Below are 24,373 nucleotides of genomic sequence, written 5' to 3'. Positions count from 1 at the left end.
CGTCCGACCCCCGCTCCCTCCTCCCCCTGGAGAGTCCGACGTCCACCACAGCACTGACACACCGCGTCCGCGTCCTCGCGGCACCGGGCGACCGCCACGACGAGATCCTCACGCCCGCGGCCCTGGACTTCGTCGGCCACCTCGCCGCCGCCTTCGCCGGGCGACGCCGGGACCTGATGAAGGAGCGCCGCAGGCAGGCCCTGCGCCTGGCCGGTGGATCCCCGCTCGACTTCCCCGTCGCCACCTCCGCGGTCCGCGCCGATCCCTCCTGGCGCGTCGCGCCGGCCGCGCCCGGTCTGACCGACCGCCGTGTGGAGATCACCGGACCGCCGGACCGCCGTATGGCGGTCAACGCGCTCAACTCCGGTGCCAGGGTGTGGATGGCGGACTTCGAGGACGCCACGGCGCCCACGTGGGACAACCTGATCGGTGGCCAGCTCACCCTGCTCGACGCCATCGGCCGCCGCATCGACTTCACCACCGACGACGGCAGGGAATACCGGCCGGCCGACCACGGCCGGCTCGCCACCCTCGTCGTCCGGCCGCGCGGCTGGCACCTCGACGAGGAGCACCTGGAGTTCGACGGCGGGCCGGTGCCCGCGGCCCTCGTCGACTTCGGCCTGTACTTCTTCCACTGCGCGCAGCGGCAGATCGACGCCGGGTACGGCCCCTACTTCTACCTGCCGAAGCTGGAGAACCGGTACGAGGCCCGCCTGTGGAACGACATCTTCGTCACCGCGCAGGCGCTGCTGGGCATCCCCCGGGGAACCGTCCGGGCCACCGTCCTGATCGAGACGATCACCGCCGCCTTCGAGATGGAGGAGATCCTCTACGAGCTGCGGGAGCACAGCGCCGGCCTCAACGCGGGCCGCTGGGACTACCTGTTCAGCCTCATCAAGACCTTCGGCCACCGCACCGACTTCCTCCTGCCCGACCGGGCGAAGGTCACCATGACCGCGTCCTTCATGCGGGCGTACACCGAACTGCTCGTGCGCACCTGCCACCGGCGGGGCGCCCATGCCATCGGCGGCATGGCCGCGCAGGTGCCGAGCGAGGACCCGGCCGCCCACGAGTCGGCGCTCGCCGAGGTCCGGCTCGACAAGGAGCGCGAGGCCGAGGACGGCTTCGACGGCTCCTGGGTCGCCCACCCCGGACTTGTCCCGGTGTGCCGCGAGGTCTTCGGCGACGTCCTCGGCGAGCGGCCCCACCAGATCGACCGGACGCGCGACGACGTCGACGTCACCGCCGCGGACCTGCTGTCGGTGCGCCGGATCAGCGGGCCGCCCACGGCGGACGGCGTGCGTACCAACATCGCTGTCACCCTCCGGTACTTCGCCGCCTGGCTGCGTGGACAGGGAGCCGTCGCCCTGGACGGCCTCATGGAGGACGCGGCGACCGCCGAGATCGCCCGCGTGCAGATCTGGCAGTGGCTACGGCACCGGGTCGTCGAGCGGGAGACCGTACAGCTGCTGCTCGACGACGAACTCGCCGCACTCGGAGCCGAGTACCCGTGGGCACCCCTCGACGAGGTCCGCTCCCTCTTCGAACGCACTGCGCTCCAGGGCGAGTTGCCGCTCTTCTTCACTCCCGACGCCTACACCCGCAACCTCGTGCGTCACGCGGAGCCCCGCTCATGAGCGCGACCGTCCGGCGCGTGGGCGTGGTCGGCGGCGGCCGGATGGGCGCCGGCATCGCCGAAGTCTGCGCGCGAGCCGGGCTCGACACGGTGGTCTGCGAAGCCGACGCCATGGCCGCGCGCGGGGCGCGGGACCAGGTGACGGCCTCTCTGGACCGTGCCGTACAGCGGGGCAGGCTGGAGCCTGCGGCGGCCCGGGACGCCCTCGCTCACCTGGTCTTCACCGCCAGCCTGGAAGACCTCGCCGACCGGCAGCTCGTCGTCGAGGCCGTCATCGAGGACGCCGACGCCAAGACCGAGGTGTTCACCGCGCTCGACAAGATCGTCGAGGATCCCGCGGCCGTCCTGGCGACCAACACCTCCTCCTTCCCCGTGATGCGCCTCGGGATGGCCACGAGCCGCGCCGACCGGGTGGTGGGGCTGCACTTCTTCAACCCCGTGCCCGTACTGCCGCTGGTGGAGATCGTGACCTCCCTGCACACGGCAACGGAGACCGTCGCCGCCGTGGAGGCCTTCGCCACCGGCACTCTCGGCAAGACGGTCATCCGCTCCCAGGACCGGGCGGGCTTCGTCGTCAACGCCCTGCTCGTGCCGTATCTGCTGGCCGCGGTCCGGATGGCGGAGTCCGGGTTCGCCACGGCGGCCGACATCGACACCGGGATGGAACTGGGCTGCGCGCACCCCATGGGGCCGCTGAGGCTGGCGGACCTGATCGGCCTGGACACCGTCGCCTCCATCGCCGAGTCCCTCTACGACGAGTTCAGGGAACCCCTCTACGCCCCGCCTCCACTGCTCCAACGGATGGTGCAGGCGGGGCTGCTGGGCCGCAAGGCCGGCCGGGGGTTCCACACCTACGGCCAGGACTGAGCATCCTGGCGCGATCCGGGCTGAGGGGCCCGGACCGCACCGCCGGTCGAGGGTCCGGCGGCTGTTCACCGAGGAGGGGCGGGAAGCCCGAGTACGGCGCTTCCCGCCCCGGCGCGTCCCCGGGCGCGGGTCCCGGTTCACCGCCCGAATGCCGGACGTGATCCGCCGGACGGGGCGTGCGCCCCGTAGGGTGGCCGGTGCAGCTGGTTCGCCCCGTCCGCCAGGCGGGATGCGTCGTAAGAGGGAACCCGGTGGGAATCCGGGACTGCCCCGCAGCGGTGAGCGGGAACGACCGCCGTCATACGCACTGGGCCCGACCGGGCCTGGGAAGCGACGGCCAGTAGGTGTTCTCTCTTCGGAGAACGTGCTCGCGAGTCCGAAGACCTGCCCGTTGCCCGCGTGCGAGCCCTCGTGCGCGGACATCCCGGTGACCCCGTGGGCGGGTCGGCGTACATGTCAGGCGGACGACCGCGCTGTGCCGCGCGGGGTTTCTCCGTCTGGTTCGTCACCCCTTCGCGTCCGCGTCCCGTCCCGGGATCCCAGGGAGATATCTCGCGAAGGAGATTTCCGTGACAGCGAAGTCCGCAGCCGCGGCAGCACGGGCCACCGTGTACGGCTACCCCCGCCAGGGCCAGCACCGGGAACTGAAGAAGGCGGTCGAGGGCTACTGGAAGGGCCGCGCCGACGCCCACGCTCTCCGGGCCACGGCCGCTGATCTGCGCCGCGACAACTGGCGGAGCCTGGCGGAGGCCGGCATCCACGAGGTACCCACCGGCGACTTCTCGTACTACGACCACGTCCTCGACACCAGTGTCATGGTCGGCGCGATCCCCGAGCGCCACCGCGCCGCCGTCGAAGCCGACCCGCTCGACGGGTACTTCGCGATGGCGCGCGGCACCCAGGACGTGGCGCCCCTGGAGATGACCAAGTGGTTCGATACCAACTACCACTATCTGGTCCCCGAGTTGGGACCCGACACCGTCTTCACGGCCGACTCCGCCAAGCAGGTCGCCGAGCTCGGTGAAGCACTCGCCCTCGGCCTCACGCCCCGGCCCGTCCTCGTCGGGCCGGTCACCTATCTCCTGCTGGCCAAGCCGGCGCCCGGAGTCGGCGCGGACTTCGAACCGCTGACCCTGCTGGACCGGCTGCTGCCCGTCTACGCCCAAGTACTCGCAGACCTGCGCGCGGCAGGCGCCGAGTGGATCCAACTCGACGAACCGGCTCTGGTCCAGGACCGCACCCCCGCCGAGCTGAAGGCGACTGAGCGTTCCTACCGCGAACTGGGAGGGCTCGCCGACCGGCCGAAGCTGCTGGTCGCCTCGTACTTCGGCCGCCTCGGCGACGCCCTGCCCGTCCTCGCCAAGGCCCCCGTCGAGGGACTCGCCCTGGACTTCACGGAGTCGGCCTCCGCCCATCTGGACGCGCTCGCGGGCGTGGGCGGACTGCCCGGAAAGCGCCTCGTCGCCGGTGTCGTCGACGGCCGCAACATCTGGGTCAACGACCTGGAGAAGTCCCTCAGCACCCTCGGCACTCTGCTCGGACTGGCCGACCGCGTCGACGTGGCCGCCTCCTGCTCCCTGCTCCACGTCCCGCTCGACGCGTCCGCGGAACGGGACATCGACCCGCGGATCCTGCGCTGGCTCGCCTTCGCCCGCCAGAAGACGACCGAGATCGCCACGCTCGCCAAGGGCCTCGGCCAGGGCACCGACGCCATCGCCGCCGAACTGGCCGCCAACCGCGCCGGTCTCGCCTCCCGGGCAGCCTCCGCGATCACCCACGATCCGGCGGTACGCGCCCGCACCACCGCCGTGACGGACACCGACGCCCGCCGCTCCCAGCCGTACACCCAGCGCGCCACCGCCCAGCGCGCGCACCTGCGTCTCCCCCTCCTGCCGACCACCACCATCGGCTCCTTCCCGCAGACCGCCGAACTGCGCACCGCACGAGCCGAACTGCGCACCGGCCGGATCGACGTCGCCGGATACGAGAAACGCGTCAGGGCGGAGATCGGCGAGGTGATCTCCTTCCAGGAGAAGACCGGCATCGACGTCCTCGTGCACGGCGAAGCCGAACGCAACGACATGGTGCAGTACTTCGCCGAACAGCTCACGGGCTACCTCGCCACCCAGCACGGATGGGTCCAGTCCTACGGCACCCGCTACGTCCGCCCGCCGATCCTGGCCGGCGACATCTCGCGGCCCGAACCCATGACCGTGCGCTGGACCACTTACGCCCAGTCGCTCACCACCAAACCCGTCAAGGGCATGCTCACCGGACCCGTCACCATGCTCGCCTGGTCCTTCGTCCGCGACGACCAGCCCCTCGCCGACACCGCCCGCCAGGTCGCCCTCGCCCTGCGCGACGAGGTCGACGACCTGGAGAGCGCGGGTACCTCGGTCATCCAGGTCGACGAACCCGCGCTGCGCGAGACCCTGCCCCTGCGCGCCGCCGACCGCCCCGCCTACCTGGACTGGGCCACCCAGGCCTTCCGGCTCACCACCGGCGGCGTACGCCCGGACACCCAGATCCACACCCACATGTGCTACGCCGAGTTCGGTGACATCGTGCAGGCCATCGACGACCTCGACGCGGACGTCATCAGCCTGGAAGCCGCCCGCTCCCACATGCAGGTCGCCCGCGAACTCGCCGCCCACGGCTACCCGCGCGAGGCCGGACCCGGCGTCTACGACATCCACTCACCCCGCGTACCCAGCGCCGACGAAGCCGCCCGACTGCTGCGCACCGGACTCGAGGCCATCCCCGCCGAACGCCTGTGGGTCAACCCCGACTGCGGCCTGAAGACCCGCGCCTGGCCCGAGACCCGTGCCTCGCTGGAGAGTCTGGTCACCGCCGCCCTGACGGTTCGCGCGGAGCTGTCCGCTCCCTGATCCCCGTACGGCGGGCTGGGAGACCGCGGCTGGCGCTCTCCCAGCCCGCCGGTGGCCCGCCGCACCACGAGGCGCCGCACCACAAGGAGGCACTGACCATGAAGCGACAGCCGCGCACGGCGTCGTGAACGGCGAGCCGATGGCCGCGCTGTCCCCGCGCGGCTTCGGAAGTCCCGACGCGACACGGCGCCGGCTCGGCGGCCAGGGCGCGGGGCTGCGGTCCCTGCGGGCGGCCCCTCGTCGCGATGACCGAGTTCCTCGAGAAGCCACCCGGCCCGTTCGCTCATCAGGAGCCGGGCGGGTTTCCCGGCCACCGGGGATGAACGCTAATCAAGTCGCCCGGTGAGCGGGGTGGTTCGGCCAGTGGTAGTGGTGTGGCCTCGGGCATCCCGTGGCGCTGCCGGCTCCCGGGCGCTCCAGCTGGCCAGCAGTTTCCACGCGTCCTGTGAGGCCTGGTCCTGGGCCGGGAGGTAGAGGAACAGGGTCTGGTCGTTCTCCCCCGGCATCGTGAAGGCCTGGTAGTCGACGGTCAGGTCGCCGACGACGGGATGGCGGTGGCGTTTGTGACCGTGGGTGCGGTCGAAGACCTTGTGGTCGGCCCACCCGTGGCGGAAGTGCTGACTCTTCATCGCCAGCTCGCCCACCAGCTCCGTTACTGGGCCGAGGAGTTCGCGGTCCCGCACCGCATCCTGACCGAGGCCGGGTTCACCGTCGACATCGCCGCCCCCGTGGGCGGCAAGCCGGCCGCCGACCCCGTGAGTCTGCGACCGGAGGCCGCGGGCCCTGAGGCCGAGGCCTTCGCCGCCTACATCGACGCGGCGGCCGAGGCGCTCGCCAACCCCACGGCGCTGTCCGACGTCAACACGCCTGACTACGACGCGATCTTCGTGCCCGTCGGGCACGGCCCGATGGAGGACCTGGCCCACGACCCCGACCTCGGCCGCATCCTGGTCGAGGCCGACGCCGCGGGGAAGATCATCGCCCCTGTGTGCCACGGTCCGGCCGCGCTGCTGTCGGCGAACCTGCCCGGCGGACGCTGGCTCTTCGCCGGACGCACACTGACCATGTTCACCAACGAGGAGGAACGGCTCAACGGCACCGCCGACCAGGCACCGTGGCTGGTGGAGACCGTCCTCAAGGCACGCGGTGCCGTCGTCCGGTCCGCCGACAAGGCCTGGAACGCACACGTCGTCGTCGACGGCAACCTCTACTCCGGCCAGAACCCCGCCTCCACAAGCCGCTGGCCGAAAGTCTCGTCGCCGCGCTCACCGGCCGCTGACGCATCGCGCCGGGCGGCGCCCGGCGCCTCAGCAGGTCACCCCTGCCTCTCGACCGCTGACAGTCTCGCAACCACTACTTAGGGAAACAGCAGATTGTCCACCACCACCGCGTACGCCGCGCGCTCTCCGAAGTCTCGGTTGGAACGCACCACCATCGAGCGCCGCGACGTCGGCGAGTTCGACGTCCTGATCGACATCAAGTTCGCCGGCATCTGTCACTCCGACATCCACCAGGTCGACGAGGGCTGGGACGAAGGGATCTTCCCGATGGTCCCCGGCCACGAGATCGCGGGCATCGTCTCTGAAGTCGGCCCGGGCGTCTCCAAGTTCCGCGCCGGCGACCGTGTCGGCGTCGGATGCATGGTCGACTCCTGCCGCACCTGCGACAACTGCAAGGCGGGAAACGAGCAGTACTGCACGGGCAGCGGCACGGTCGGCACCTACAACGCCACCGGCAAGGACGGCCGGCCCACCTACGGCGGTTACTCCCAGGCCATCGTCGTCGACGAGAACTACGTGGTGTGCATCCCTGACGGCCTCTCCCTGGACCGAAGGGTGATGGGCTCGAAGAGCATGCTCACGAAAGTGTCTCCTCAATGCGTGAACAGGTGTGGGCGGGTAACGGAGGGTGAAATCCGCCGATTCCTCCCCGCTTTCCCATGTGCTTGCAAACGCCGTATAGCAGCGTGCGCATTCCCTGCTGCGCGAAGTATCGACACGTCCTTCACACGACCATGACGGCGCCGAATCACCTGCCTCCGGTCTGCCGTCAGTGTCTGCCGGCCTCCCATCCCGCCTCGCGGGCTCGGAGTTCGGAACGGACCAGTTCCAGAAGGCGGCCCGTCCAATTGCGGCCACGCCCACCCCGGTCGCCCCAGAAGGCGGAGTGTTCGTCGTAGACCAAGGTGGCGTCGCCGGTGGCCAGCAGGACGGCGGCGAGATCGGGATGTCGGCCGAACTTGGCGCGGAGCAGGTCGGTCATGACAGCGGTACGGACGTGTTCCCAGTGGGGCCGGCGTGGCACCTCGGCGGCCACGGCGCGGGCGTCGAAGACGGACTTCGCGGTGCGCACGGCCTCCCGGGCGTGCGGCTCGGCGACGGACAGCGCCCAGTAGGCGTGGAGGACGGTCGCATGGACGGCGCCGTCCTGGCCCACGGTGATCGGCGACGGGTATTCGTTGCGCAGTGCGCGTGTGCCCGGATCGTCCGACACCTTCTGTGGATACGACTCGTACAGGTGGATCGACGGCGAGTACGGACTGTCGGGGCCGTCCGCCGGCACCCGCTGGGCGTACTCGGCGTGCACGCGGTTCCGTTCCTCGAAGTAGGAGACGGCACTGTCGTAGTCGTCCTGGGCGACGGGCTCGGCCAGGCCCTCGACCGTGCCGCCGAGGCCGGCAACCAGCACCTTGAGGGGCCAGTCCTTGCTGTCCATGTCGCCGAGCGCATACCGCCGCCGGGTCGCCGGTATCGCGAGGTACGCCTCCCGGGCGGCCGCGCGGTGGGGTTCCGTACGGTCGGCGAGGAATGTCTCCACGGCGGCCAGGCAGCGGCCGATGGAGTCGGGCCGGCCGTTCAACTCGTCGATGGTGTCGCGTACCTCGGCAAGGAGCTCCTCGGGTGTGTGCCACACACAGGGCTCACTGAACTTCCAGGCGGCCAGATCGTGGGCCGACGCCCGCGCACCCTCCGGCAGTGTCGTCGCCACCCAGCCGCAACGCAGCTTCTCCTCGAACTCCCCCAGAGTGACAAGGCCCCAACAGTCGATGAGGCCGTCGGCGTAGATGAAGAGATCGGTGAGGAAGTAGTCGCCATTGCGGATGAACACAGGGCGCCAGGTTCCGGGTATGCGGGAGCCGTCCGCCATGCGGTGGGTGATGCGTCTGCCGGTCATGCAGCGATGATGTCGGACGGGCAGCGGGCCGGCACCCCCTTTTCCCGTTGGTTTTGAACATGTTCAACTTGGCGTACGCTGGCGCCATGAGCGACAGAGCCGCCCTGGTGAAGGGCATTCGCGCATGGCTGGTCATCTTCATCGTCTGCCTGGTGCTCAGCGGCGCCACGGCCTTCCCCCTGGTGCACGAACTGCACTGGACCGAGGACCTGTTGCGAGCCCTCTCGGTACCCGAGCACCTGCCCACCCTGATGGACTGGATCGAGCGCGTACGCCGCGGGCTCGACACCGCGGACGCCGAGTACCCCTTCCTGCTGTACGGCACGGACTGGCTGGCCTTCGCCCATCTCGTGATCGCGGTGGCCTTCTACGGGCCGTACCGCGACCCCGTCCGCAACATCTGGGTCGTCGAGTTCGGCATGATCGCCTGCGCCGGCATCGTCCCGCTCGCGCTGATCTGCGGGCCGCTCCGCGGAATTCCCTTCTGGTGGACAGTCATCGACATGTCCTTCGGATTTCTCGGGGTGATCCCCCTGTACGTCGTGCGGAAGAGGATCAAGCGGTTGGAAGCGCTCACCCCGCGTCCCGGACCCGCCCCCGTACCGGCTCTCTGAGCGGTTCCGACCAAGCCGTCCAACGGAGCGGTGGGTGATGAAGCGGTGGGCGACGAAACGGGTGGCGAGGCCGAGGAAGGGGGAATCAGGCTTCGTGGATGCCCTCGCGTCGTCCCCCGCGGATGCGCAGGCGCCGAAAGCCGTGGAACCAGGAGAGGGCGCGCTCGACGACCCGGCGGAGGATGCCCGCGCCGGAGAAGCGACCTGGATTCGCGACCACTTGAGCGGCTCGTCGCGGTTGAGGTGAGAACGATCAGCTCTCGGCCGGCCCGCCGATCGCCTCGGTCACGGTCTCACGGACGATCCGTATCGCGCGTTCGACATCGACGCGCGTGACGTCCAGGTGGAACACGAAGCGCAGTTGGCCCGGGTACGCGCCGCACAGGAGGCCACGACGTTCCAGCCGGGCGCTCACCTCGTCGGCATCGAGGCCGGGAGCAGGCTCCGCGAAGACCATGTTGGTCGCGCTCGGCCCGACGGTCAGGCCCTCCAGCCCCTTCAGTCCCTCCGCGAACAGCGCCGCGTGCGCGTGATCGTCCGCGAGCCGTGTCACGTGGTGGTCGAGCGCGTGGAGAGCCGCGGCCGCGAGGACGCCCGCCTGACGCATCCCGCCACCGAGGACCTTGCGCCAGCGTCGCGCACCCGCCACGAACTCCCGGGACCCCACGAGCGCCGAGCCGACGGGCGCCCCCAGTCCCTTGCTGAAGCAGACCGAGACGCTGTCGAAGTGACCGGCGATCAGTCGTGCCTGGTCGTACGGGTCGTCCCCGCCGGCCACCGCGGCGTTGAACAGCCGCGCCCCGTCGAGGTGCGTGGCGAGTCCGCGGTCCCTGGCGACCCGCGTGGCCGTCTTGAGGTAGTCCATGGACACAGCCCGGCCGCCGACGGTGTTCTCCAGGCAGAGCAACCGCGTTCGGGCGAAGTGCGGGTCGTCCGGTTTCACGGCCGCCGCGATGTCCCGCGGGTCCAGCGTCCCGTCCGCCCGATGCGGGAGCGGCTGGGGCTGAATGCCTCCGAGCACGGCTGCGCCGCCACCCTCCCACCGGTACGTGTGGGCCATCTGACCGGCGATGTATTCGTCTCCGCGACCGCAGTGGGTCAGCAGGGCGCACAGGTTGCTCTGGGTGCCCGAGGAGACGAACAGCGCGGACTCGAATCCGAGGAGCCCGGCGATCCGCTCCTGGAGCGCGTTGACGGTGGGGTCATCGCCGAAGACGTCGTCCCCCACCTCGGCCTCGGCCATGGCCCGGCGCATGGCCTCGCTGGGCCGAGTGACGGTGTCGCTGCGCAGGTCGACGAGGTGACCGAGCTCGTCACGGGCGGCCTCCGCCTCGTTCTCGGCGTGGGAGACATCGGCGGGGTCAGCGGCGCGGGCGCTGTCGGTGGTCGGCACACGCACACTCTGCCACGGCTGGCGGGGCCGTGACCGCGCGGGGGGAGGACGCTCACGTCGTCCGCCCGCACAGGCTGGGGTGGTCCGCACCACCGGTTGTGCGTCAGACCCGCGGACCGGCGGGTCCCGCGCCACCCCGGCCCGCGAGACCGCATCGAGCGCCGTGGTCACAAGCCCGCCCCGCGACCGCGCCGACCTGCCCCGACGACATCAGCCCGTGCTCGAACCGGCGACGACCACCGGTCCGAGCAGGATCACGTACTCGCGGGCGTCCCGGAAGCCGAGCTGTCCGAGGTGCTCGACGGATCCATCCACATGACCTGCCAGCCGTGGCCGTCGAGGTCGAAGAAGCTTCGTGAGTACATGAAGCCGTGGTCCTCGGGGCCGTCCGCCTCGGAGCCGCCCGCGGCGAGCGCGGCCTCAGCGACCGTGTCGACCTCGTCGCGGGAGGCCACGCTGAAGCAGTAGAGCGCCAGCGTGTGCGTGGTGGGGTCGGCCATCGGCAGCTTCGCGAACTTCGCGAACGTGTCGTGGCTGAGCAGCATGACGGAGGCTTGCTCGCCGACCAGCATGCAGGCGGCGGTCTCGTCGGTGAACATCGGGTTGTAGCCGAACCCGAGCCGCGCGAAGAACGCCTTGCTGCGCTCGATGTCCGCCACGGGGATGTTCACGAACAGCATGCGACCGGCGTGCGCGGGAGTGGCCATGGTGGGTCTCCAGTCCGAGGTTCGGTGGTGTACGACGGGTTAGACCGGCCGAGCCAGCGGAACTCATCGGTGCGCGGACGAAAGCCCTACGGGGTCTCAGGCGCACGGCGTTCTCCACCTCGCCGTCTCCACGTATGCAGGCGATGCAGACGGGCCGACGGACGGGCAGCAGCAGAACTTCCGCGGTGCGCGGCCCGGGTCCGGAAGCGGGGGGAACTCGACGGTGGCGTCACCGAGCGCGGCCTCGCCGAGCGGTTTTGCCCGCACTTGTTCCTGGAGCACACGTCGGCCGCACACAGGTGTTCAGCCGGTCCTCGCCAGTACGGGCGGCGCCTTCCACGCGAAGAACCGGGGCGAAGGAAGAACTCGAGCCCGCGGCCATGGAAGAGCGGGCCTGCCTGCCTGCTTGCTCGTCGAACGTGTCCGCGCAGGCCGTCCCGTCGTGCGTGTCGCGGCCGGGACGGACATCTCCCGCCCGACCGCCCGCAAATGAGTACACCGCCTGGTTTGGATCAAGACGGGCATTCAGGTGACTTCTGTGTGACCGCAGTTTTTAAGCCACTTAGTATCTGGTTCCGTGACAGACGGGAAGATCCGGCCGCGACCGGACGACCACACGACCGATGTGGTCGTCCTCGGGGCCGGGCCGGCAGGCCTCGTGCTCGGCAACATCCTTGTGGACCGGGGGATCGACTGCGTCGTCCTGGAGCGGGCCGAGCGCACTCATGTGCAGACGCGGGCACGTGCCGGGTTCCTCGCCGCCCACACCGTGCGGATCCTGGAGCGGCACGGTCTCGCCGAAGGGCTGCGACGGCACGGGGAGATCCACAGCACCTGCGAGTTCCGTACCGAGGACGGCCGGTTCCGGCTGGACTACAGCGGGCTCGGGCAAGGGGAGCCGCACACCGTCTACCCCCAACAGGAACTGGTCACCGACCTGTTGACGCGGTATGTGGACCGCGGCGGACAGATCCGTTTCGGCACCGAGGCGGTGGCCGTGCGCGCCGCCGACAGCGAGCGGCCTGAGGTGGTCGTACGTGAGGCGGACGGGCGGCCCGGCCTGTTGCGGGCGCGGTACGTGGCCGGCTGCGACGGTCGTCACGGCGCGGCCCGGCGTTCACTGCCGCCCGGCACCGTTCGCCACCATCGCGATCACGGTGTGACCTGGCTCGGTCTGCTCGCCGAGGCACCGCCCAGTCTGGACGCCGTCGGGTACGCGGTGCACGAGCGCGGGTTCGCCGGGCACATGGCCCGCACCAGCGAGGTCACCCGCTACTACCTGCAATGTGAGCGTGGCACCCCGGCCGACGCCTGGCCGGAGGAACGGATCTGGGACGAGTTGGAGCTGCGGATGCGGGCCCGGGAGTACGGCCCCCTGCGCCGTGGGCGCGTCGTGCAGCGGTCCGTCGTCGACCTGGAGTCCGACGTGCTCGAACCGCTGCGCCACGGTTCGCTGTTCCTTGTCGGCGACGCCGCCGGTCTGATCAGCCCGTCCGCCGCGAAGGGCGCCAACCTCGCGGTCCTCGAAGCCGCGGTCCTGGCCCGCGCCCTGATCGACGACCTCGTCGACGGGGACCCCGAGGGCCTCGACGGCTACTCGGCGCGGTGTCTGACCCACATCTGGCGTGCGCAGGAGTTCTCGCACTGGATGATCGGGCTGCTGCACGGCCCGTCCGGTGCGGACGGCGAGTCGCTGTTCCACAACTCCCTGCGCCGCTCCCGCCTCACCTCGCTGCGCACCTCGCGCAGCCGGCAGGACTGGTTCGCCGAGCACTACGTCGGTGTATAGCCCGCCATCCCCACGCTCCGCACCCGCGTACATCCGTACGCATTCATCCGCACGCATTCATCCGAACACCGGAATGAGGATCCCCCCCGCAATGATCACGGCATTGTCGGGCGATACGTCCCGCCTGCGCGCGACGGTCGACTTCGTCAAGGAACAGGACACCGCCACACTGCTCCCGCTCCTGCTTCCCGGGCTCGACGGCCCGGAACTGCGGACCCTGGTCGAGCGCTGCGACTTCTCTCATGCGGCGCTGCTCGTCTTCCCGCCCGACAAGGCGGCGCTGGACGCCACGCTCGCCGACTGCGGGCTCGCCGCGGACGCGCCGCCACGGCCGAGCGTCGTCGTACGCAAGCGCCTCGCCCAACGGCACAAGCGGTGTGAGGCGGAGCTCGACGTCGGCGTTCTGCGCCCCGCGGTGGAGTGCGTGGACGGAGTGCGGCGCACGGTCGAGGTGTTCGCGCTGACGGTCCCGCCGGGGTCGGACCTCGCCCCGGTCGCGGCGCACGAACGGGAGCGGCAACACGAGGCGCATGTCGCCTTCGAGGTCGAGGCACCGGACCCCTTGGTGCTGCGCGGCCTGTGCGCGGCCTTCGGACAGTACGGCGCCACCCCGGACGGCGGCGGCTACAACCCTCACGAGAACGGCACGGTGTTCTACTTCACCGCGCCCGCCGCGGCCAAGGCCGCGTACCGGCGTGTGGAGTTGTACGTCCCCGGCGACCACCGCGACGTCCTCGCGGCCCACCTCGACGAGCACCGCAAACGGCAGCCCGCCGAGTCCCTGCTGCGCCTGCTGACCGGGGCGTGGACGACCCAGGCCCTGGCCACGTTCGCGCGCCTGGAGGTGGCCGACGCGATGGACGAGGAACAGGGCGTCGGTGTGGCGGAACTGGCGCGGAACGTCGGTGCGCTCGCGCCGAACCTGGCCACCCTGCTGCGCTACCTCACCATGCTCGGCGTGGTGAGCGAGGACCGCGACGGATTCCGGCTCACGGACACCGGCCGACTGCTGCGCGCGGACGCCGAAGGGTCCATGCGGCCGCTGGCGCTGATGTACGGGGGGCCGTTCTACGAGTCCTTCGCCGGACTCGGGCACACCGTGCTCACCGGACAGGTCGCGTTCGAGCAGCGTTTCGGCGAGAACCACTTCGACCACTTCGCCCGCGATCCCGAACTCGCCGAACTCTTCGACCTCTCCATGGCCGCCGGCTCACGCATGTTCGACCCGCTGCCCGACCACCCGGTCCTCGTCGCAGCGGCCGAAGGGGGCACCGTGGTCGACATCGCGGGTGGCAACGGCGAGTTGCTCCGACGAATCCTTTCCGCACACCCCCGCCTGCACGGCATCCTGCTGGAACGCCCGCACACCGTCGAGACCGCCCGTCGCTTCCTCGGTGCGGCGGGCCACACGGCGCGGTGCACCTTCCGGGCAGGCGACTTCGCGGAGGTACCAGTGGGCGGTGACGTCTACCTCCTCTCCCGCGTCCTGCACGACTGGGACGACGAGCGCTGCCGCGAGATCCTGCGCCATTGCGCCCGCGCGATGCCCGACACCGCCGATCTGCTCGTCGTCGAACGCGTCCTGCCCGCCGACGGCTCGGCGTCACTGGCCACGGCCTGGGACCTGCACATGATGTGCAACGTAGGCGGCCGCGAACGGCGCGCAGACCACTACGCCCGGCTGTTCGCCGACGCGGGCCTCACCCTGGTGGACCGGGCGCCGCTGCCCCTGGACGGCAGCGTGCTGCACGCCCGCAAGACCGGACCGACGAGCAACGAATCCAGGTCCAGCTCGTAAGCGGTCTGGAAGGAGCCGAGTTCTGTGCGCGGTCCGCCGAAGGCGCCCGCGACGCAGCGGTGGTGGACGGGGGTGCGACGGCTCGCGGTGCCAGCCGGAGCCGATCTGCGGTCTGTGAGTCAGCACGGAATCCGCACCGGGATCCCTCCCTGCCGCGAGAGGCCCACCCGGCATGCGGCGACGAGCCATGTGACGCTCCAGTCAGGCTCGGCCATCGACCGCACACCGTCGTCACCATGCGGAGGCCGCCGGTCCGGCCAGCCCCCTCAATGCAAGCCTGCGGTGCGTCAGGAGGTCTTCCGCCCGCCGAGTGACACCACTCCCGCGGATCACCAACTCCAGCCAAAGCCGCCGCTGCCCGCCGCCTCCGGCGAAAGGTCCGCATGCAGGGCATACGTCACCGCCCACTCCCATGAGGGCTTCCCTCCGCGATCGCCTACGCGGGCCGCCGAGCCGCCGTGCTGATCCTGCCGGCGGCCATGCGGACCGCACCGGGGAGAGACGGGTCCGCGAACTGGTCCGTCCCGACGTCCTCATGATCGGCTCCAGCTATCACCCGAACAAGCGCACGAAGACCCGCACCGACAGGGCCGCCGAGCCGCTCACTCGACAGCCCGACCGGTCATGTTGCAGCGATCCCCGGTCGCCACCGGTCAGCCCCTGCGGGCCGAGCGGGACAGGCGGAACGCCGAGGCGAGGAAGAAGATCCCTCCGAGCGTGGCGTAGCCGGCGAGGGCGGTCAGCGAGGGGTCATCCTGTGAGGCGCCTCGGATGAAGGAGGCGCCGGCCAGCACCGAGATGCCACCGCTGACGATCATGGCCCATTGGCCGCCCATCGGCCGTCGCGCGATGCCTACGAGGAGCTGGACCAGTCCGGAGACGACCGCCCACGCGCCCCAGACGCGCAGCACGTCGGCAACGCCCGAGGCACTGGCGAGCGCGACGCCGACGGCGGCGAGCGCGCTGATGGCCATGTTGGCGTACAGGCCCTTGACCGGCCCGGCAACGCCCGCGGACCTGAAGTCGACGACGGCCGCGACCACGTCGAAGGCGGGATAGACGAACAGCAGCACCTTGACCCCGGTGGTGAGGTCGGAGCCGGACACCAGCAGGAACGCCGCCCACGCGGCGGCGAAGAAGAAGCGGCCGAAGTACAGCCGACGCAGAGCGGGCGTGGCGCCGACGTGCTCGGCGGTCGCGGCGGATGCCATGGGGTTCTCCAAGTGAGTGGTGAATAGAGAGAACGATCTCTCTTGTTTGGAGCCTGGCACATCCCTTCCCCGAAAACAAGAGAGAGCGTTCTACCCGCTACCATGGGGATATGACACGGACGGAAGCCGGCACAGGCACCGGCAGGAGGGTCTCCGAGGCCCGGGAGCGGCTCCTGAGGACCGCCGGGCAGCTCTTCTACGCGGAGGGCATCCACACGGTGGGCGTCGACCGCCTGGTCGCCGAGTCGAAGATCACCAACGCCACTTTCTACCGTCACTTCCGGAGCAAGGAAGACCTCGCCGTCGCCTACATCGGAAGCGTCGACCACGCGGTCCGCACCCAGATCGGCTCCCTGACGGCCGCGGACGTGCCGAACGACGGCATCCTGCGAGGCATCGGTGCGTCCCTGGTCGAGCAGATCCGCTCGCCCGGCTACCGCGGATGCGCCTTCCTCAACGCGGCAGCGGAATTCCCCGATCCCGACCACCCGGTCCACCGTGCCGTCGTGCAACACCGCGAGTGGTTCCTGCAGACGATCACCGGACTGTTCGCCGAGATCACGGCCGCGCAGGCCGAGCACGCCGGGCGGCACTTCGTCATGCTGCGCGACGGCGCGATGAGCGCCGGCTACCTCGGCGACCCCGTGCCGGCCGGCGAGACCCTGGTGCGCGGCATCGACGGCCTGCTGCGGATCCACACCGCCCGTGGGCTCGACGAGCCCACCGCCCCCACACCCGGCCAGGCGTCCTCGGCGACCACGACGGTCTCCGACATCGAGTGCTCGCCGCCCAGCGCGTAACCGCGGTCGGAACTCGACCGGCCGCGTCGAGTGTGGAGCGGGCTCTCGCACCGACTGACACGCGGTGTTGAGCGGCGCGGCCTCGTCGGCCGGTGCAGCCACCAGTGAGCCGAGCGGACCGTGCCAAGTCCGCAGGTGAGTGGCCGACCGGAAAAGCCACTCCTCGATCGCGGCCCCCGATTCATGCCAGCTATCGAGATCCGCGACGACCCCAGTCAAGTTCGGCCGCGGCCGCCCGGAGGGGCAAAGCGGGGACGAAATGAGCGTCGTGGTGGAGAAAGTGTCTGCAGAACATCACGTTGCCCACGCCTGAGCCAGGTCCCCAGGTTGTGGGCCGACCCCGGCGCGGCGATGCGGTGCCCGCCGGCGATCAGCCGGTGCGCACCGCGTCGCGCGGCAGTTTCGGCCCCCGTTCACTCACGCCGGTGACTCGGCATGCGCCTCGCGCTCCATCACTTCACGGACGAGATCGCCGACCGGATCACCTTCGTGACCGCGGCGGGGTCCGACACCAAGGTCAGATGCGAACCACCGTGGTAGATCGTGACCTTCGAGTTGGCGCGGCGCGCCATCTTCTTCTCCGAGTCCGGCGTGATGATCTGGTCCCCGCTGCTGATGAAGTACCAGGAGGGAATCGTCTTCCACGCCGCGTACTTGGACGGGGTCTGGAAGGCCACGGTGGTGGCGGCGCGCTGGGTGGCCCAGAGGTTTACGGCCTGTTCGTGCGGCACGCTGCTCGCAAACTTCGTGACGAAGACGTTCTCCTTGAGGTACAACGCCGACGCCTTGGAGGGCGCGTTCGCGTACGGCACCGCGTCGTACAGTTCCGACGGCGGCTTCTTCGTCAGCACAGACGTCGGACCGCTGAGCTGTCCTGTGGTCTCCCCGACGGCCGGCGCTGCCGCGTCGACGTAGACGAGGGCCTTGACGTTGCTGACCCCTTGCGCGGCGTTCGTGATGACCGAACCGCCGTAGGAGTGTCCCGCCAGGACGATCGGGCCCTTGATGGTCTTGAGGAAGTCCTTCACCGTCTGCGCGTCGGCGGTCAGGTTTTGCAGCGGGTTGCCGATGGCACGCACCGTGTAACCCGCCTTCCGCAGGAGGTTGATCTCGCCGTTCCAGCTCGACGTGTCCGCCCACGCCCCATGGATGAGGACGACGGTGGGCTTCGCTTGTCTGTCGCGTGTTCCCGCCTTCGCAGCGTCGCCTGGCGGAACCGCGGCAACCATGCAGGTGACGGCGATCGTGGCCGCCGCCAGAGTCATCGGGAGATACCGCGGTCGAGTAAGGGACGCCATCGGAATCCTCCTTGTTCCACCGGAGGGAACGCATCCATGAACAAGTACGGCGGGCAAGCACATCGAAATCGAAACGCGCTGCCGACCGACGACACGCCCCGGGGTCTCCACACGACGGTAGCGCCATGCCACCACATCAGCACCTGGGGCCACAACGCCTATGCCTCACTCCCGAAAAGCACAGGTCACGACACCAGGGGGTGTGATGGCGACTTCCCGCCTCGATCTTCCTCGGGAAGTCGAATACTCCGCTGGCTCCGTTTCACACGTCCCCGTGCAAATTGCCCCGCCTGGGGCAGGTGGTTTACGAATTCACCATCCGAGCGAAATCCAGAAACCTGTGCGCCTCCAGCGCGAAAAGCGGCACGACGCGTTGGCGCGGCCGGCAGTTCCCCGCAGGTCTTCCGCAGATCGGCGTAGGTGCCAGGTCCGGACTTCGACGCCGCCCTGGCTTCGGTCGCCGGCGGGCTCCCGCTCGGGGACACCCGGGCGGCGCTGGACGATCTCGTGGACCTCGGCCTGCTCCAGGACGGCGCGGCGGGGAGGTACCGGTTCCACGACCTCGTCCGGTTGTTCGCCCGGGACCGCCTCCAGGCGGAGGAGGGCGGCGACGCCGCGGCCGTACCGGATCGGGTGACCTCCTGGCTGCTGCGGACGGCGACGGCCGCCGCGCGCTGGTTCGAGCCCGGATACGGCCGACCCGACCCGGAGTTCCCCACCCTCGGCAGTGCGGAGGAAGCCGAGGAGTGGCTGCGGACGACCGTGCAGAACGGCTGGGGGCGCTGCGGTCCGGGACAGCCGCCGAAGAGTACTCACTCGTCCTGGACTGCGCCGAGTCGATGCACTGGTTCTCCGACCGCTGGGCTCACGCCCCCCCTGGCGCGAGGTCTTCAGCCTCGGCACGGACGCCGCCGCTCTCGCCGATACGGCGCAACAGGCGACGCAGCTCAACTACCTCGCCTGGGGTCGACTGGGTGCCGCCCAGCGACCCGGAAGCCATGCTCCGCCGCACCGCACAGGCCCTCGGTCTGGCCGAACTGAGCGGCGCCACGACGCAGATCGCCGCAGCACACGACTACACCTCACGTGCCCTGCTCCCGCTGGAGAGGCCCGCCGAAGCCGCGGAGTCCGCGACGCCGGCGGCGCAAATGTTCCGGGCTGCCGGGGACGTCGACGCCTACGTGCAAGCCCTGTCGCAGATCGGCCACTGCCGCCGGAAGGAAGGACGCCTCGCTGAAGCCCTTCAGCAGTACCGCACGACACTCGAACTGATCGACGCCGAGGGAGCGGGGATGACGCCCACCATCGCCGCCCAGTGCCGTCCGTACGCGCTGATGCGCACCGGGCAATTCCTGGCAGGCCTCGACCGCCGCGCGGAGGCGGTCGCCGCACTCATCGAGGCGGTGGAACTGATGGATGCGCTCCAGCCGAACTTCCGGCAGGCCGAAGCCCTGGAAACGCTGGGTGACCTGGTCGACGACGACGGCCAGCGCTCCTACCTGCGAGCGGCGCGGGCCTACCGGGAGATCGGGGACGAGGCGGCGAGCCTGCGCTGCGAAGCCGCCACCTGACGCACCCTCTCAGCCCGGTCACCACGCAACGACTCCGACCCGATCAACCCCAGATGCCCGAGTTCAACGGAGCGCGGTCAGCGCCAAGTCAGCGCGGGACAGGTGGAGACGGGTGATGACACGGGCTTTTGGTCAGCACCGAACCAGCACGGGAGTCAGCACGCCGGCACTGGATCATCCCCAACAAGGGCATCCCGGACGGCACTCGTTCCAGTTCCCTTCAAGGTCTTGGACCAACCTCCCACGAGCGGCATGGGCGCCACACGCATAGCCACCCCCCGATCTATGGTGCCCCACCACATGTGCCCCTGACCTGCGTTTTCCTACGGTGTGCCCACACGTACCCGTCCCCACGGCACACAAGGAAGTGGCGCACATGGCCTCCGCGGCAACCGCTCCCCCACCACCCGCCAACCTCAAGCGCATCGTCGCCGCCAGTCTCGTCGGCACCACCATCGAGTGGTACGACTTCTTCCTGTACGGCTCGGCGGCCGCGCTCGTCTTCAACAAGCTCTTCTTTCCCGGCTCCGACCCGCTCGTCGGAACGCTGTTGTCGTTCCTCACGTACGCGGTCGGCTTCGCGGCGCGGCCCCTCGGCGCGCTGGTCTTCGGACACTACGGGGACCGGCTCGGCCGGAAGAAACTGCTGGTGCTCAGCCTGTTGCTGATGGGCGGGGCGACGTTCGCGATCGGTCTGCTGCCGACGCACGCAACAGTCGGCGCGGCGGCCCCCGTGCTGCTGACGGCACTGCGCCTCGTCCAGGGATTCGCGCTGGGCGGCGAGTGGGGCGGCGCCGTCCTGCTGGTGTCCGAACACGGGGACCCGAAGCGGCGCGGGTTCTGGGCCTCCTGGCCGCAGACCGGGGCTCCCGCGGGGCAACTCCTGGCAACCGGCGTGCTCTCGCTGCTGACCGCCACCCTGTCGGACGGCTCCTTCCTCGCCTGGGGCTGGCGCGTCCCGTTCCTGCTGTCGGGCGTGCTGGTCGTCGTCGGTTTGTGGATACGGCTGTCTGTCGATGAATCACCTGTGTTCCGGGAGGCGTTGGCGCGGGCCGAGGAGCGCGGGAAGGCACCGGGATCCGCCGCGGAGAAACTGCCGCTGGTTTCCGTGTTGCGCCACCACTGGCGTGATGTCCTGGTCGCGATGGGCGCTCGGATGGCGGAGAACATCAGCTACTACGTGATCACCGCGTTCATCCTCGTGTACGCCACCACGTCCGCCGGTGTCTCCCGGCAGACCGCGCTCAACGCGGTACTGATCGCCTCCGCCGTGCACTTCGCCGTCATCCCCGCCTGGGGCGCGCTGTCGGACCGGATCGGCCGCAGGCCCGTCTATCTGCTGGGTGCCGCCGGTGTGGGGCTGTGGATGTTCCCCTTCTTCTCGCTCATCGACACGGGCGGCTTCGGCGACCTGGTCCTCGCCGTCACCGTCGGACTCGTCCTGCACGGCGCGATGTACGCGCCCCAGGCCGCCTTCTTCTCCGAGATGTTCGCGACGCGGATGCGCTACTCCGGTGCCTCGATCGGCGCCCAGTTCGCCTCGGTCGCGGCGGGCGCCCCCGCCCCGCTGATCGCGACCGCGCTGCTGTCCGACTACGGGAGCTCCACACCGATCTCCCTGTACGTCATCGCGGCGGCGGTCCTGACCCTGATCGCGGTGGGTGTAGCCAAGGAGACCCGGCACCGCGACCTGGCCGATGTCGCGGACCACGGCGAGGCGGAGGTCTCCGTACCGGCGGCGGATGCGCGTTCCACGGCCTGACTCCGCACCTCCTCATCTCCCGGCCCCCGTACGCGCGTACGGGGGTCACCGCCCTGCGGTCGTGGACAACCGGTGCAGTCGCAGGGCGAGTTGGATCTCGAGCACACGGGCCGGGTTCTGCCAGTCCGCTCCCAGCAGCCGGCCCACCCGCTCCAACCGCTGGGCCACCGTGTTCACATGGACGTGCAGGTCGTCCTTGGTACGCGCCGGACTCATCCCGCACGCGAAGTAGGCGTCGAGGGTGCGCAGCAGGTCGGTGCCGCGCTCCCGGTCGTAGGCCACCACCCGGCCGATGGTCCGCCCCACGAAACCGGAGATGTCACGGTCCCCGGCGAGCAACAGTCCCAGGAAACCGAAGTCCTCGGCCGCGGCACCGTCCCCGGAGCGCCCGAGCCGGCGCAGTGCTTCGAGACAGCGCTTCCCCTCCGCGTACGCCGCCGCCACCGCTTCAGGGTGCGCGGCGAGGGCTTCGAGGGGTGCCGAGGCGCCGACCGTGACGGCCTCGTGGACGGCGGTGCCCAGTTGTCCGGCCGTGCGGCGGGCCAGGTCGGTGGCGGTCTCGCCCGGGCCGAGCGGGAGCAGCAGTACCGTGCCGCCGTCCCGGGCGGCGGCCAGTCCGTGTCCGGTCGCGGCCAGATGGGACGCGGCGGACCACAGCCGACGGCGTGCGTCCGCCTCGCGGTCGGCATCGGTGGCGGCGGTGTCCAGGCGGGCGGCGAGCACCACATGGACGGCGTCCAGGTCGGCGTGCAGACGGGTCGCGCGCTCGCGCAGCAGACGTGGGTCGCGGTCCCGGGCGTCCAGCAGATCGTCCAGCAGTTCGCCGCGCACGCGCTGTTCGGCCTCGGCGGCGGAGCGTCTGGCGAGCAGGAGGAGTGAGGTGACCATCGCGGCGCGCTCGAGGGTGCGCTGGTCGACGGGGTCGAGACCTGGGTGTCCGCCCAGCACCAGCGCGCCGAGCAGCTCGCCCCCGGCCGCCACGGCCGCGACCCAGTCCTGGCCGTGCCGTACCGCGTGCCCCTCGGCACGGGAGGCCTGGAGGGCGGCGTCGGCCGCCGTTTCCGTCCCGGTGAACTCGACCGTGCCGTCGAGCACTTCGGACACCGCGGCGGCCACGTCATGGACCCCGCCGCCGCGCAGCACCAGCTCGGCAAGGCGGTCGTGGACGTCCGAGGCGCGCTCGATCACCGCGCTGCGGTCCCGGACGATCTCGTTGGCACGGCCCAGGCGGTCGAGGGCCGAGCGGGTCTCCAACAGGCGGTTCGCCGTGTCGATGGCCGCCGCGGCCAGTGCCGCGAACGAGCCCAGGAGGGCGATCTGCTCACGCTCGAAGATCCGTGCCCGGCGGTCCGCGGCGAACAGCACTCCGATGACATGGCGCCCGATCATGAGGGGCACGCCGAGGATGGCGACCAGGCCCTCGTCCCGGACGCCCGCGTCGATGGCCCGCGTGTGCTGGAAGCGGTCGTCCTTGAAGTAGTCGTCGGTGACATACGGGCGGGCGGTCTGGGCGACGAGCCCGCCGAGCCCCTCCCCCATGCCGAGCCGGAGTTGCTGGAAGCGTGCCGCGACCGAGCCCTCGGTGACCCGCATGTACGTGTCTCCCTCGGCCTCGTCGTGCAGGCTGAGGTACGCGACGTCCGTGCCCAGCAGTGACCGGGCCCGCTGCACGATCGCGCGCAGTACGGCGTCGAGGTCGCGCAGGCCCGCCAGGTCGTGGGCGGTCTCGAAGAGCGCGGACAGTTCGGCCTCGCGACGACGCCGGCCCTCCATCTCGGAACGCACGCGCAGGGCGAGCAGCTTGGCCTCTTCGAGCGCGGCGATGCGGGCGGCGGGACAGCTCTCCGCGCGGGCGAGCAGGACCGGCTGCTCGTACGCCTCGGCGGGGGCGCCTCTGGCCAGCAGGTGGAGGAAGGGCGTCTCGGCGTTGTCGGCGGAGCGTTCGGCGGACTGCACGTGATCGCGGGACATGCTCAAAGGATGACCTGTCGTCGGGCCGGCCCGGCCGGCCCTGTGGATAACCCGGCGGCGACCGGACCGGCTAGTGCGCCGTCCAGCCGCCGTCCATGACCAGCGACGTGCCGGTGACGAAAGAGGCCCGGGGCCCGCACAGATAGGCCACCGCCTCGGCGACCTCCTCGGGTTCGACGAGCCGTTTGACCGCGCTGTCCCGCAGCAGCACCTCGGACAGCACCCGTTCCTCGGGAACGGCGTGGACCCGCGCCTGGTCCGCTAGCTGTTTCTCGACCAGTGGGGTGCGCACGTAGGCGGGGTTCACACAGTTCGAGGTCACTCCGTGGGGGGCGCCTTCCAGGGCGGCCGTTTTCGACAGCCCCTCCAGCCCATGTTTCGCGGCCACATACGCCGACTTGAAGGCTGACGCGCGCAGTCCATGGACCGAGGACACGTTGACAATGCGGCCCCAGCTCTGCCCGTACATGTGAGGCAGCGCGCCGCGGATCAGCCGGAACGGGGCCTCCAGCATCACTGTGAGCATGGTGTGGAAGACCTCGGGCGGGAACTCCTCGATGGGCCGCACCGTCTGCAGTCCGGCGTTGTTGACGAGAACGTCGGTGCCCGCGGCGGCGAGCTCAGCGGCGTCGAGGTCGGTGAGGTCGAGGGGGTGCGGCTCGACGGTGCCCGGGAGTCCTCGCGCCAGTTCGGTGAGTTCGTCCAGTCCCGCGGTGTCCAGGTCGACCGCCCGTACCGTGGCCCCGTCGGCGGCCAGCCGCAGCACGCAGGCTCGGCCGATGCCGCCGGCGGCGCCGGTGACCAGGGCGGTACGGCCGTCGAGGCCTGACGAGGGGGTGTGGGGGCCCGGGAGGGCGCTGGGCGTGGTCATGGCTCGACCCTAGGGAGCCCTAC

The 24,373-nt window shown here is 70.6% G+C and carries 18 protein-coding genes, 2 pseudogenes and 1 riboswitch; of the genes and pseudogenes, 11 read left to right on the top strand and 9 right to left on the bottom strand.

Features of this window, described 5'->3' with window-relative positions; genetic code table 11:
- Positions 1-26: 26 nt before the first annotated feature.
- The 3 genes from aceB (at position 27) to metE (ending at position 5,391) form a co-directional block, all read left to right on the top strand.
- A complete protein-coding gene (gene aceB / locus ABZV34_RS15910) occupies positions 27-1,637 on the top strand; it encodes a malate synthase A (RefSeq protein WP_356276133.1) in 1,611 nt (536 codons plus the stop codon).
- Positions 1,634-2,503, top strand: a complete 870-nt coding sequence (locus tag ABZV34_RS15905; RefSeq protein WP_356275850.1) for a 3-hydroxybutyryl-CoA dehydrogenase — start codon at positions 1,634-1,636, stop codon at positions 2,501-2,503. The genes aceB and ABZV34_RS15905 overlap by 4 nt, the downstream gene beginning before the upstream one ends.
- 202 nt (positions 2,504-2,705) lie before the next feature.
- Positions 2,706-2,896: riboswitch (cobalamin riboswitch) on the top strand.
- Between the two features lie 176 nt (positions 2,897-3,072).
- Positions 3,073-5,391 (top strand): 5-methyltetrahydropteroyltriglutamate--homocysteine S-methyltransferase, encoded by a 2,319-nt coding sequence (gene metE, locus ABZV34_RS15900; RefSeq protein ID WP_356275847.1) that lies wholly within the window; start codon positions 3,073-3,075, stop codon positions 5,389-5,391.
- Between the two features lie 326 nt (positions 5,392-5,717).
- On the opposite strand, the gene ABZV34_RS15895 is transcribed toward metE, so the two are convergent.
- Entirely contained in the window at positions 5,718-6,020 is a 303-nt protein-coding gene (locus ABZV34_RS15895) for a hypothetical protein (protein WP_356275844.1), read from the bottom strand.
- Between ABZV34_RS15895 and ABZV34_RS15890 the strand changes: the two genes are divergently transcribed.
- Positions 6,006-6,752, top strand: coding sequence for a type 1 glutamine amidotransferase domain-containing protein (locus tag ABZV34_RS15890; protein ID WP_356275842.1), 747 nt, complete (start codon positions 6,006-6,008; stop codon positions 6,750-6,752). The genes ABZV34_RS15895 and ABZV34_RS15890 overlap by 15 nt on opposite strands.
- 12 nt (positions 6,753-6,764) lie before the next feature.
- Positions 6,765-7,220: pseudogene (locus ABZV34_RS15885) on the top strand (alcohol dehydrogenase catalytic domain-containing protein); the annotation flags it as partial.
- A gap of 220 nt (positions 7,221-7,440) precedes the next feature.
- Here ABZV34_RS15885 and ABZV34_RS15880 read toward each other — a convergent pair.
- Positions 7,441-8,565, bottom strand: a complete 1,125-nt coding sequence (locus ABZV34_RS15880) for an NADAR family protein (RefSeq protein ID WP_356275839.1) — start codon at positions 8,563-8,565, stop codon at positions 7,441-7,443.
- Between the two features lie 86 nt (positions 8,566-8,651).
- Between ABZV34_RS15880 and ABZV34_RS15875 the strand changes: the two genes are divergently transcribed.
- A complete protein-coding gene (locus ABZV34_RS15875) occupies positions 8,652-9,179 on the top strand; it encodes a hypothetical protein (protein WP_356275836.1) in 528 nt (175 codons plus the stop codon).
- An 85-nt stretch (positions 9,180-9,264) separates the two neighbouring features.
- Here the strand turns inward: ABZV34_RS15875 and ABZV34_RS15870 are convergent.
- The 3 genes and pseudogenes from ABZV34_RS15870 to ABZV34_RS15860 all read right to left on the bottom strand — a co-directional run.
- Positions 9,265-9,375, bottom strand: a pseudogene (locus ABZV34_RS15870) (IS5/IS1182 family transposase); the annotation flags it as partial.
- Between the two features lie 57 nt (positions 9,376-9,432).
- The gene (ltaE, locus tag ABZV34_RS15865) at positions 9,433-10,572 is read right to left on the bottom strand and encodes a low-specificity L-threonine aldolase (RefSeq protein ID WP_356275833.1); all 1,140 of its coding nucleotides are present in this window, start codon (positions 10,570-10,572) and stop codon (positions 9,433-9,435) included.
- Between the two features lie 254 nt (positions 10,573-10,826).
- A complete protein-coding gene (locus tag ABZV34_RS15860; protein WP_356275830.1) occupies positions 10,827-11,279 on the bottom strand; it encodes a VOC family protein in 453 nt (150 codons plus the stop codon).
- Between the two features lie 625 nt (positions 11,280-11,904).
- On the opposite strand from ABZV34_RS15860, the gene ABZV34_RS15855 reads away from it, so the two are divergent.
- Both ABZV34_RS15855 and ABZV34_RS15850 read left to right on the top strand, forming a co-directional pair.
- Entirely contained in the window at positions 11,905-13,068 is a 1,164-nt protein-coding gene (locus tag ABZV34_RS15855) for a 4-hydroxybenzoate 3-monooxygenase (protein WP_356276131.1), read from the top strand.
- A 91-nt stretch (positions 13,069-13,159) separates the two neighbouring features.
- The gene (locus ABZV34_RS15850) at positions 13,160-14,866 is read left to right on the top strand and encodes a methyltransferase (protein WP_356275827.1); all 1,707 of its coding nucleotides are present in this window, start codon (positions 13,160-13,162) and stop codon (positions 14,864-14,866) included.
- A 653-nt stretch (positions 14,867-15,519) separates the two neighbouring features.
- On the opposite strand, the gene ABZV34_RS15845 is transcribed toward ABZV34_RS15850, so the two are convergent.
- On the bottom strand, positions 15,520-16,077 hold the full coding sequence (locus tag ABZV34_RS15845) for a hypothetical protein (RefSeq protein WP_356275824.1): 558 nt from the start codon (positions 16,075-16,077) through the stop codon (positions 15,520-15,522).
- Positions 16,078-16,187: 110 nt separating this feature from the next.
- Between ABZV34_RS15845 and ABZV34_RS15840 the strand changes: the two genes are divergently transcribed.
- Complete coding sequence (locus tag ABZV34_RS15840) at positions 16,188-16,877, top strand: TetR/AcrR family transcriptional regulator (RefSeq protein WP_356275821.1); 690 nt, start codon at positions 16,188-16,190, stop codon at positions 16,875-16,877.
- Positions 16,878-17,329: 452 nt separating this feature from the next.
- Here ABZV34_RS15840 and ABZV34_RS15835 read toward each other — a convergent pair whose 3' ends face one another.
- Positions 17,330-18,175, bottom strand: coding sequence for an alpha/beta hydrolase (locus ABZV34_RS15835; protein ID WP_356275818.1), 846 nt, complete (start codon positions 18,173-18,175; stop codon positions 17,330-17,332).
- A gap of 998 nt (positions 18,176-19,173) precedes the next feature.
- Here ABZV34_RS15835 and ABZV34_RS15830 point away from each other — a divergent pair.
- Together ABZV34_RS15830 and ABZV34_RS15825 are read left to right on the top strand one after the other, a co-directional pair.
- On the top strand, positions 19,174-19,746 hold the full coding sequence (locus tag ABZV34_RS15830; RefSeq protein ID WP_356275815.1) for a hypothetical protein: 573 nt from the start codon (positions 19,174-19,176) through the stop codon (positions 19,744-19,746).
- Positions 19,747-20,122: 376 nt separating this feature from the next.
- On the top strand, positions 20,123-21,508 hold the full coding sequence (locus ABZV34_RS15825) for an MFS transporter (protein WP_356275812.1): 1,386 nt from the start codon (positions 20,123-20,125) through the stop codon (positions 21,506-21,508).
- A gap of 45 nt (positions 21,509-21,553) precedes the next feature.
- Here ABZV34_RS15825 and ABZV34_RS15820 read toward each other — a convergent pair whose 3' ends face one another.
- The gene (locus ABZV34_RS15820) at positions 21,554-23,479 is read right to left on the bottom strand and encodes a GAF domain-containing protein (RefSeq protein WP_356275809.1); all 1,926 of its coding nucleotides are present in this window, start codon (positions 23,477-23,479) and stop codon (positions 21,554-21,556) included.
- 70 nt (positions 23,480-23,549) lie between these two features.
- Complete coding sequence (locus ABZV34_RS15815; protein ID WP_356275806.1) at positions 23,550-24,350, bottom strand: 3-hydroxybutyrate dehydrogenase; 801 nt, start codon at positions 24,348-24,350, stop codon at positions 23,550-23,552.
- Positions 24,351-24,373: the final 23 nt, after the last annotated feature.

Source organism: Streptomyces sp. NPDC005195, from assembly GCF_040608315.1.
GTDB classification, from domain to species: domain Bacteria; phylum Actinomycetota; class Actinomycetes; order Streptomycetales; family Streptomycetaceae; genus Streptomyces; species Streptomyces kaempferi.
This window is presented reverse-complemented; position numbering and strand designations above follow the sequence as displayed.

Bases quoted from the DNA above. Each gene is read 5' to 3' on its own strand.
- ABZV34_RS15905 (WP_356275850.1), top strand. From the start codon at position 1,634: ATGAGCGCGACCGTCCGGCGCGTGGGCGTGGTCGGCGGCGGCCGGATG.
- ABZV34_RS15895 (WP_356275844.1), bottom strand. From the start codon at position 6,020: ATGAAGAGTCAGCACTTCCGCCACGGGTGGGCCGACCACAAGGTCTTC.
- ABZV34_RS15880 (WP_356275839.1), bottom strand. From the start codon at position 8,565: ATGACCGGCAGACGCATCACCCACCGCATGGCGGACGGCTCCCGCATA.
- ABZV34_RS15875 (WP_356275836.1), top strand. From the start codon at position 8,652: ATGAGCGACAGAGCCGCCCTGGTGAAGGGCATTCGCGCATGGCTGGTC.
- ABZV34_RS15860 (WP_356275830.1), bottom strand. From the start codon at position 11,279: ATGGCCACTCCCGCGCACGCCGGTCGCATGCTGTTCGTGAACATCCCC.
- ABZV34_RS15850 (WP_356275827.1), top strand. From the start codon at position 13,160: ATGATCACGGCATTGTCGGGCGATACGTCCCGCCTGCGCGCGACGGTC.
- ABZV34_RS15845 (WP_356275824.1), bottom strand. From the start codon at position 16,077: ATGGCATCCGCCGCGACCGCCGAGCACGTCGGCGCCACGCCCGCTCTG.
- ABZV34_RS15840 (WP_356275821.1), top strand. From the start codon at position 16,188: ATGACACGGACGGAAGCCGGCACAGGCACCGGCAGGAGGGTCTCCGAG.
- ABZV34_RS15835 (WP_356275818.1), bottom strand. From the start codon at position 18,175: ATGGCGTCCCTTACTCGACCGCGGTATCTCCCGATGACTCTGGCGGCG.
- ABZV34_RS15830 (WP_356275815.1), top strand. From the start codon at position 19,174: ATGCTCCGCCGCACCGCACAGGCCCTCGGTCTGGCCGAACTGAGCGGC.
- ABZV34_RS15825 (WP_356275812.1), top strand. From the start codon at position 20,123: ATGGCCTCCGCGGCAACCGCTCCCCCACCACCCGCCAACCTCAAGCGC.
- ABZV34_RS15820 (WP_356275809.1), bottom strand. From the start codon at position 23,479: ATGTCCCGCGATCACGTGCAGTCCGCCGAACGCTCCGCCGACAACGCC.
- ABZV34_RS15815 (WP_356275806.1), bottom strand. From the start codon at position 24,350: ATGACCACGCCCAGCGCCCTCCCGGGCCCCCACACCCCCTCGTCAGGC.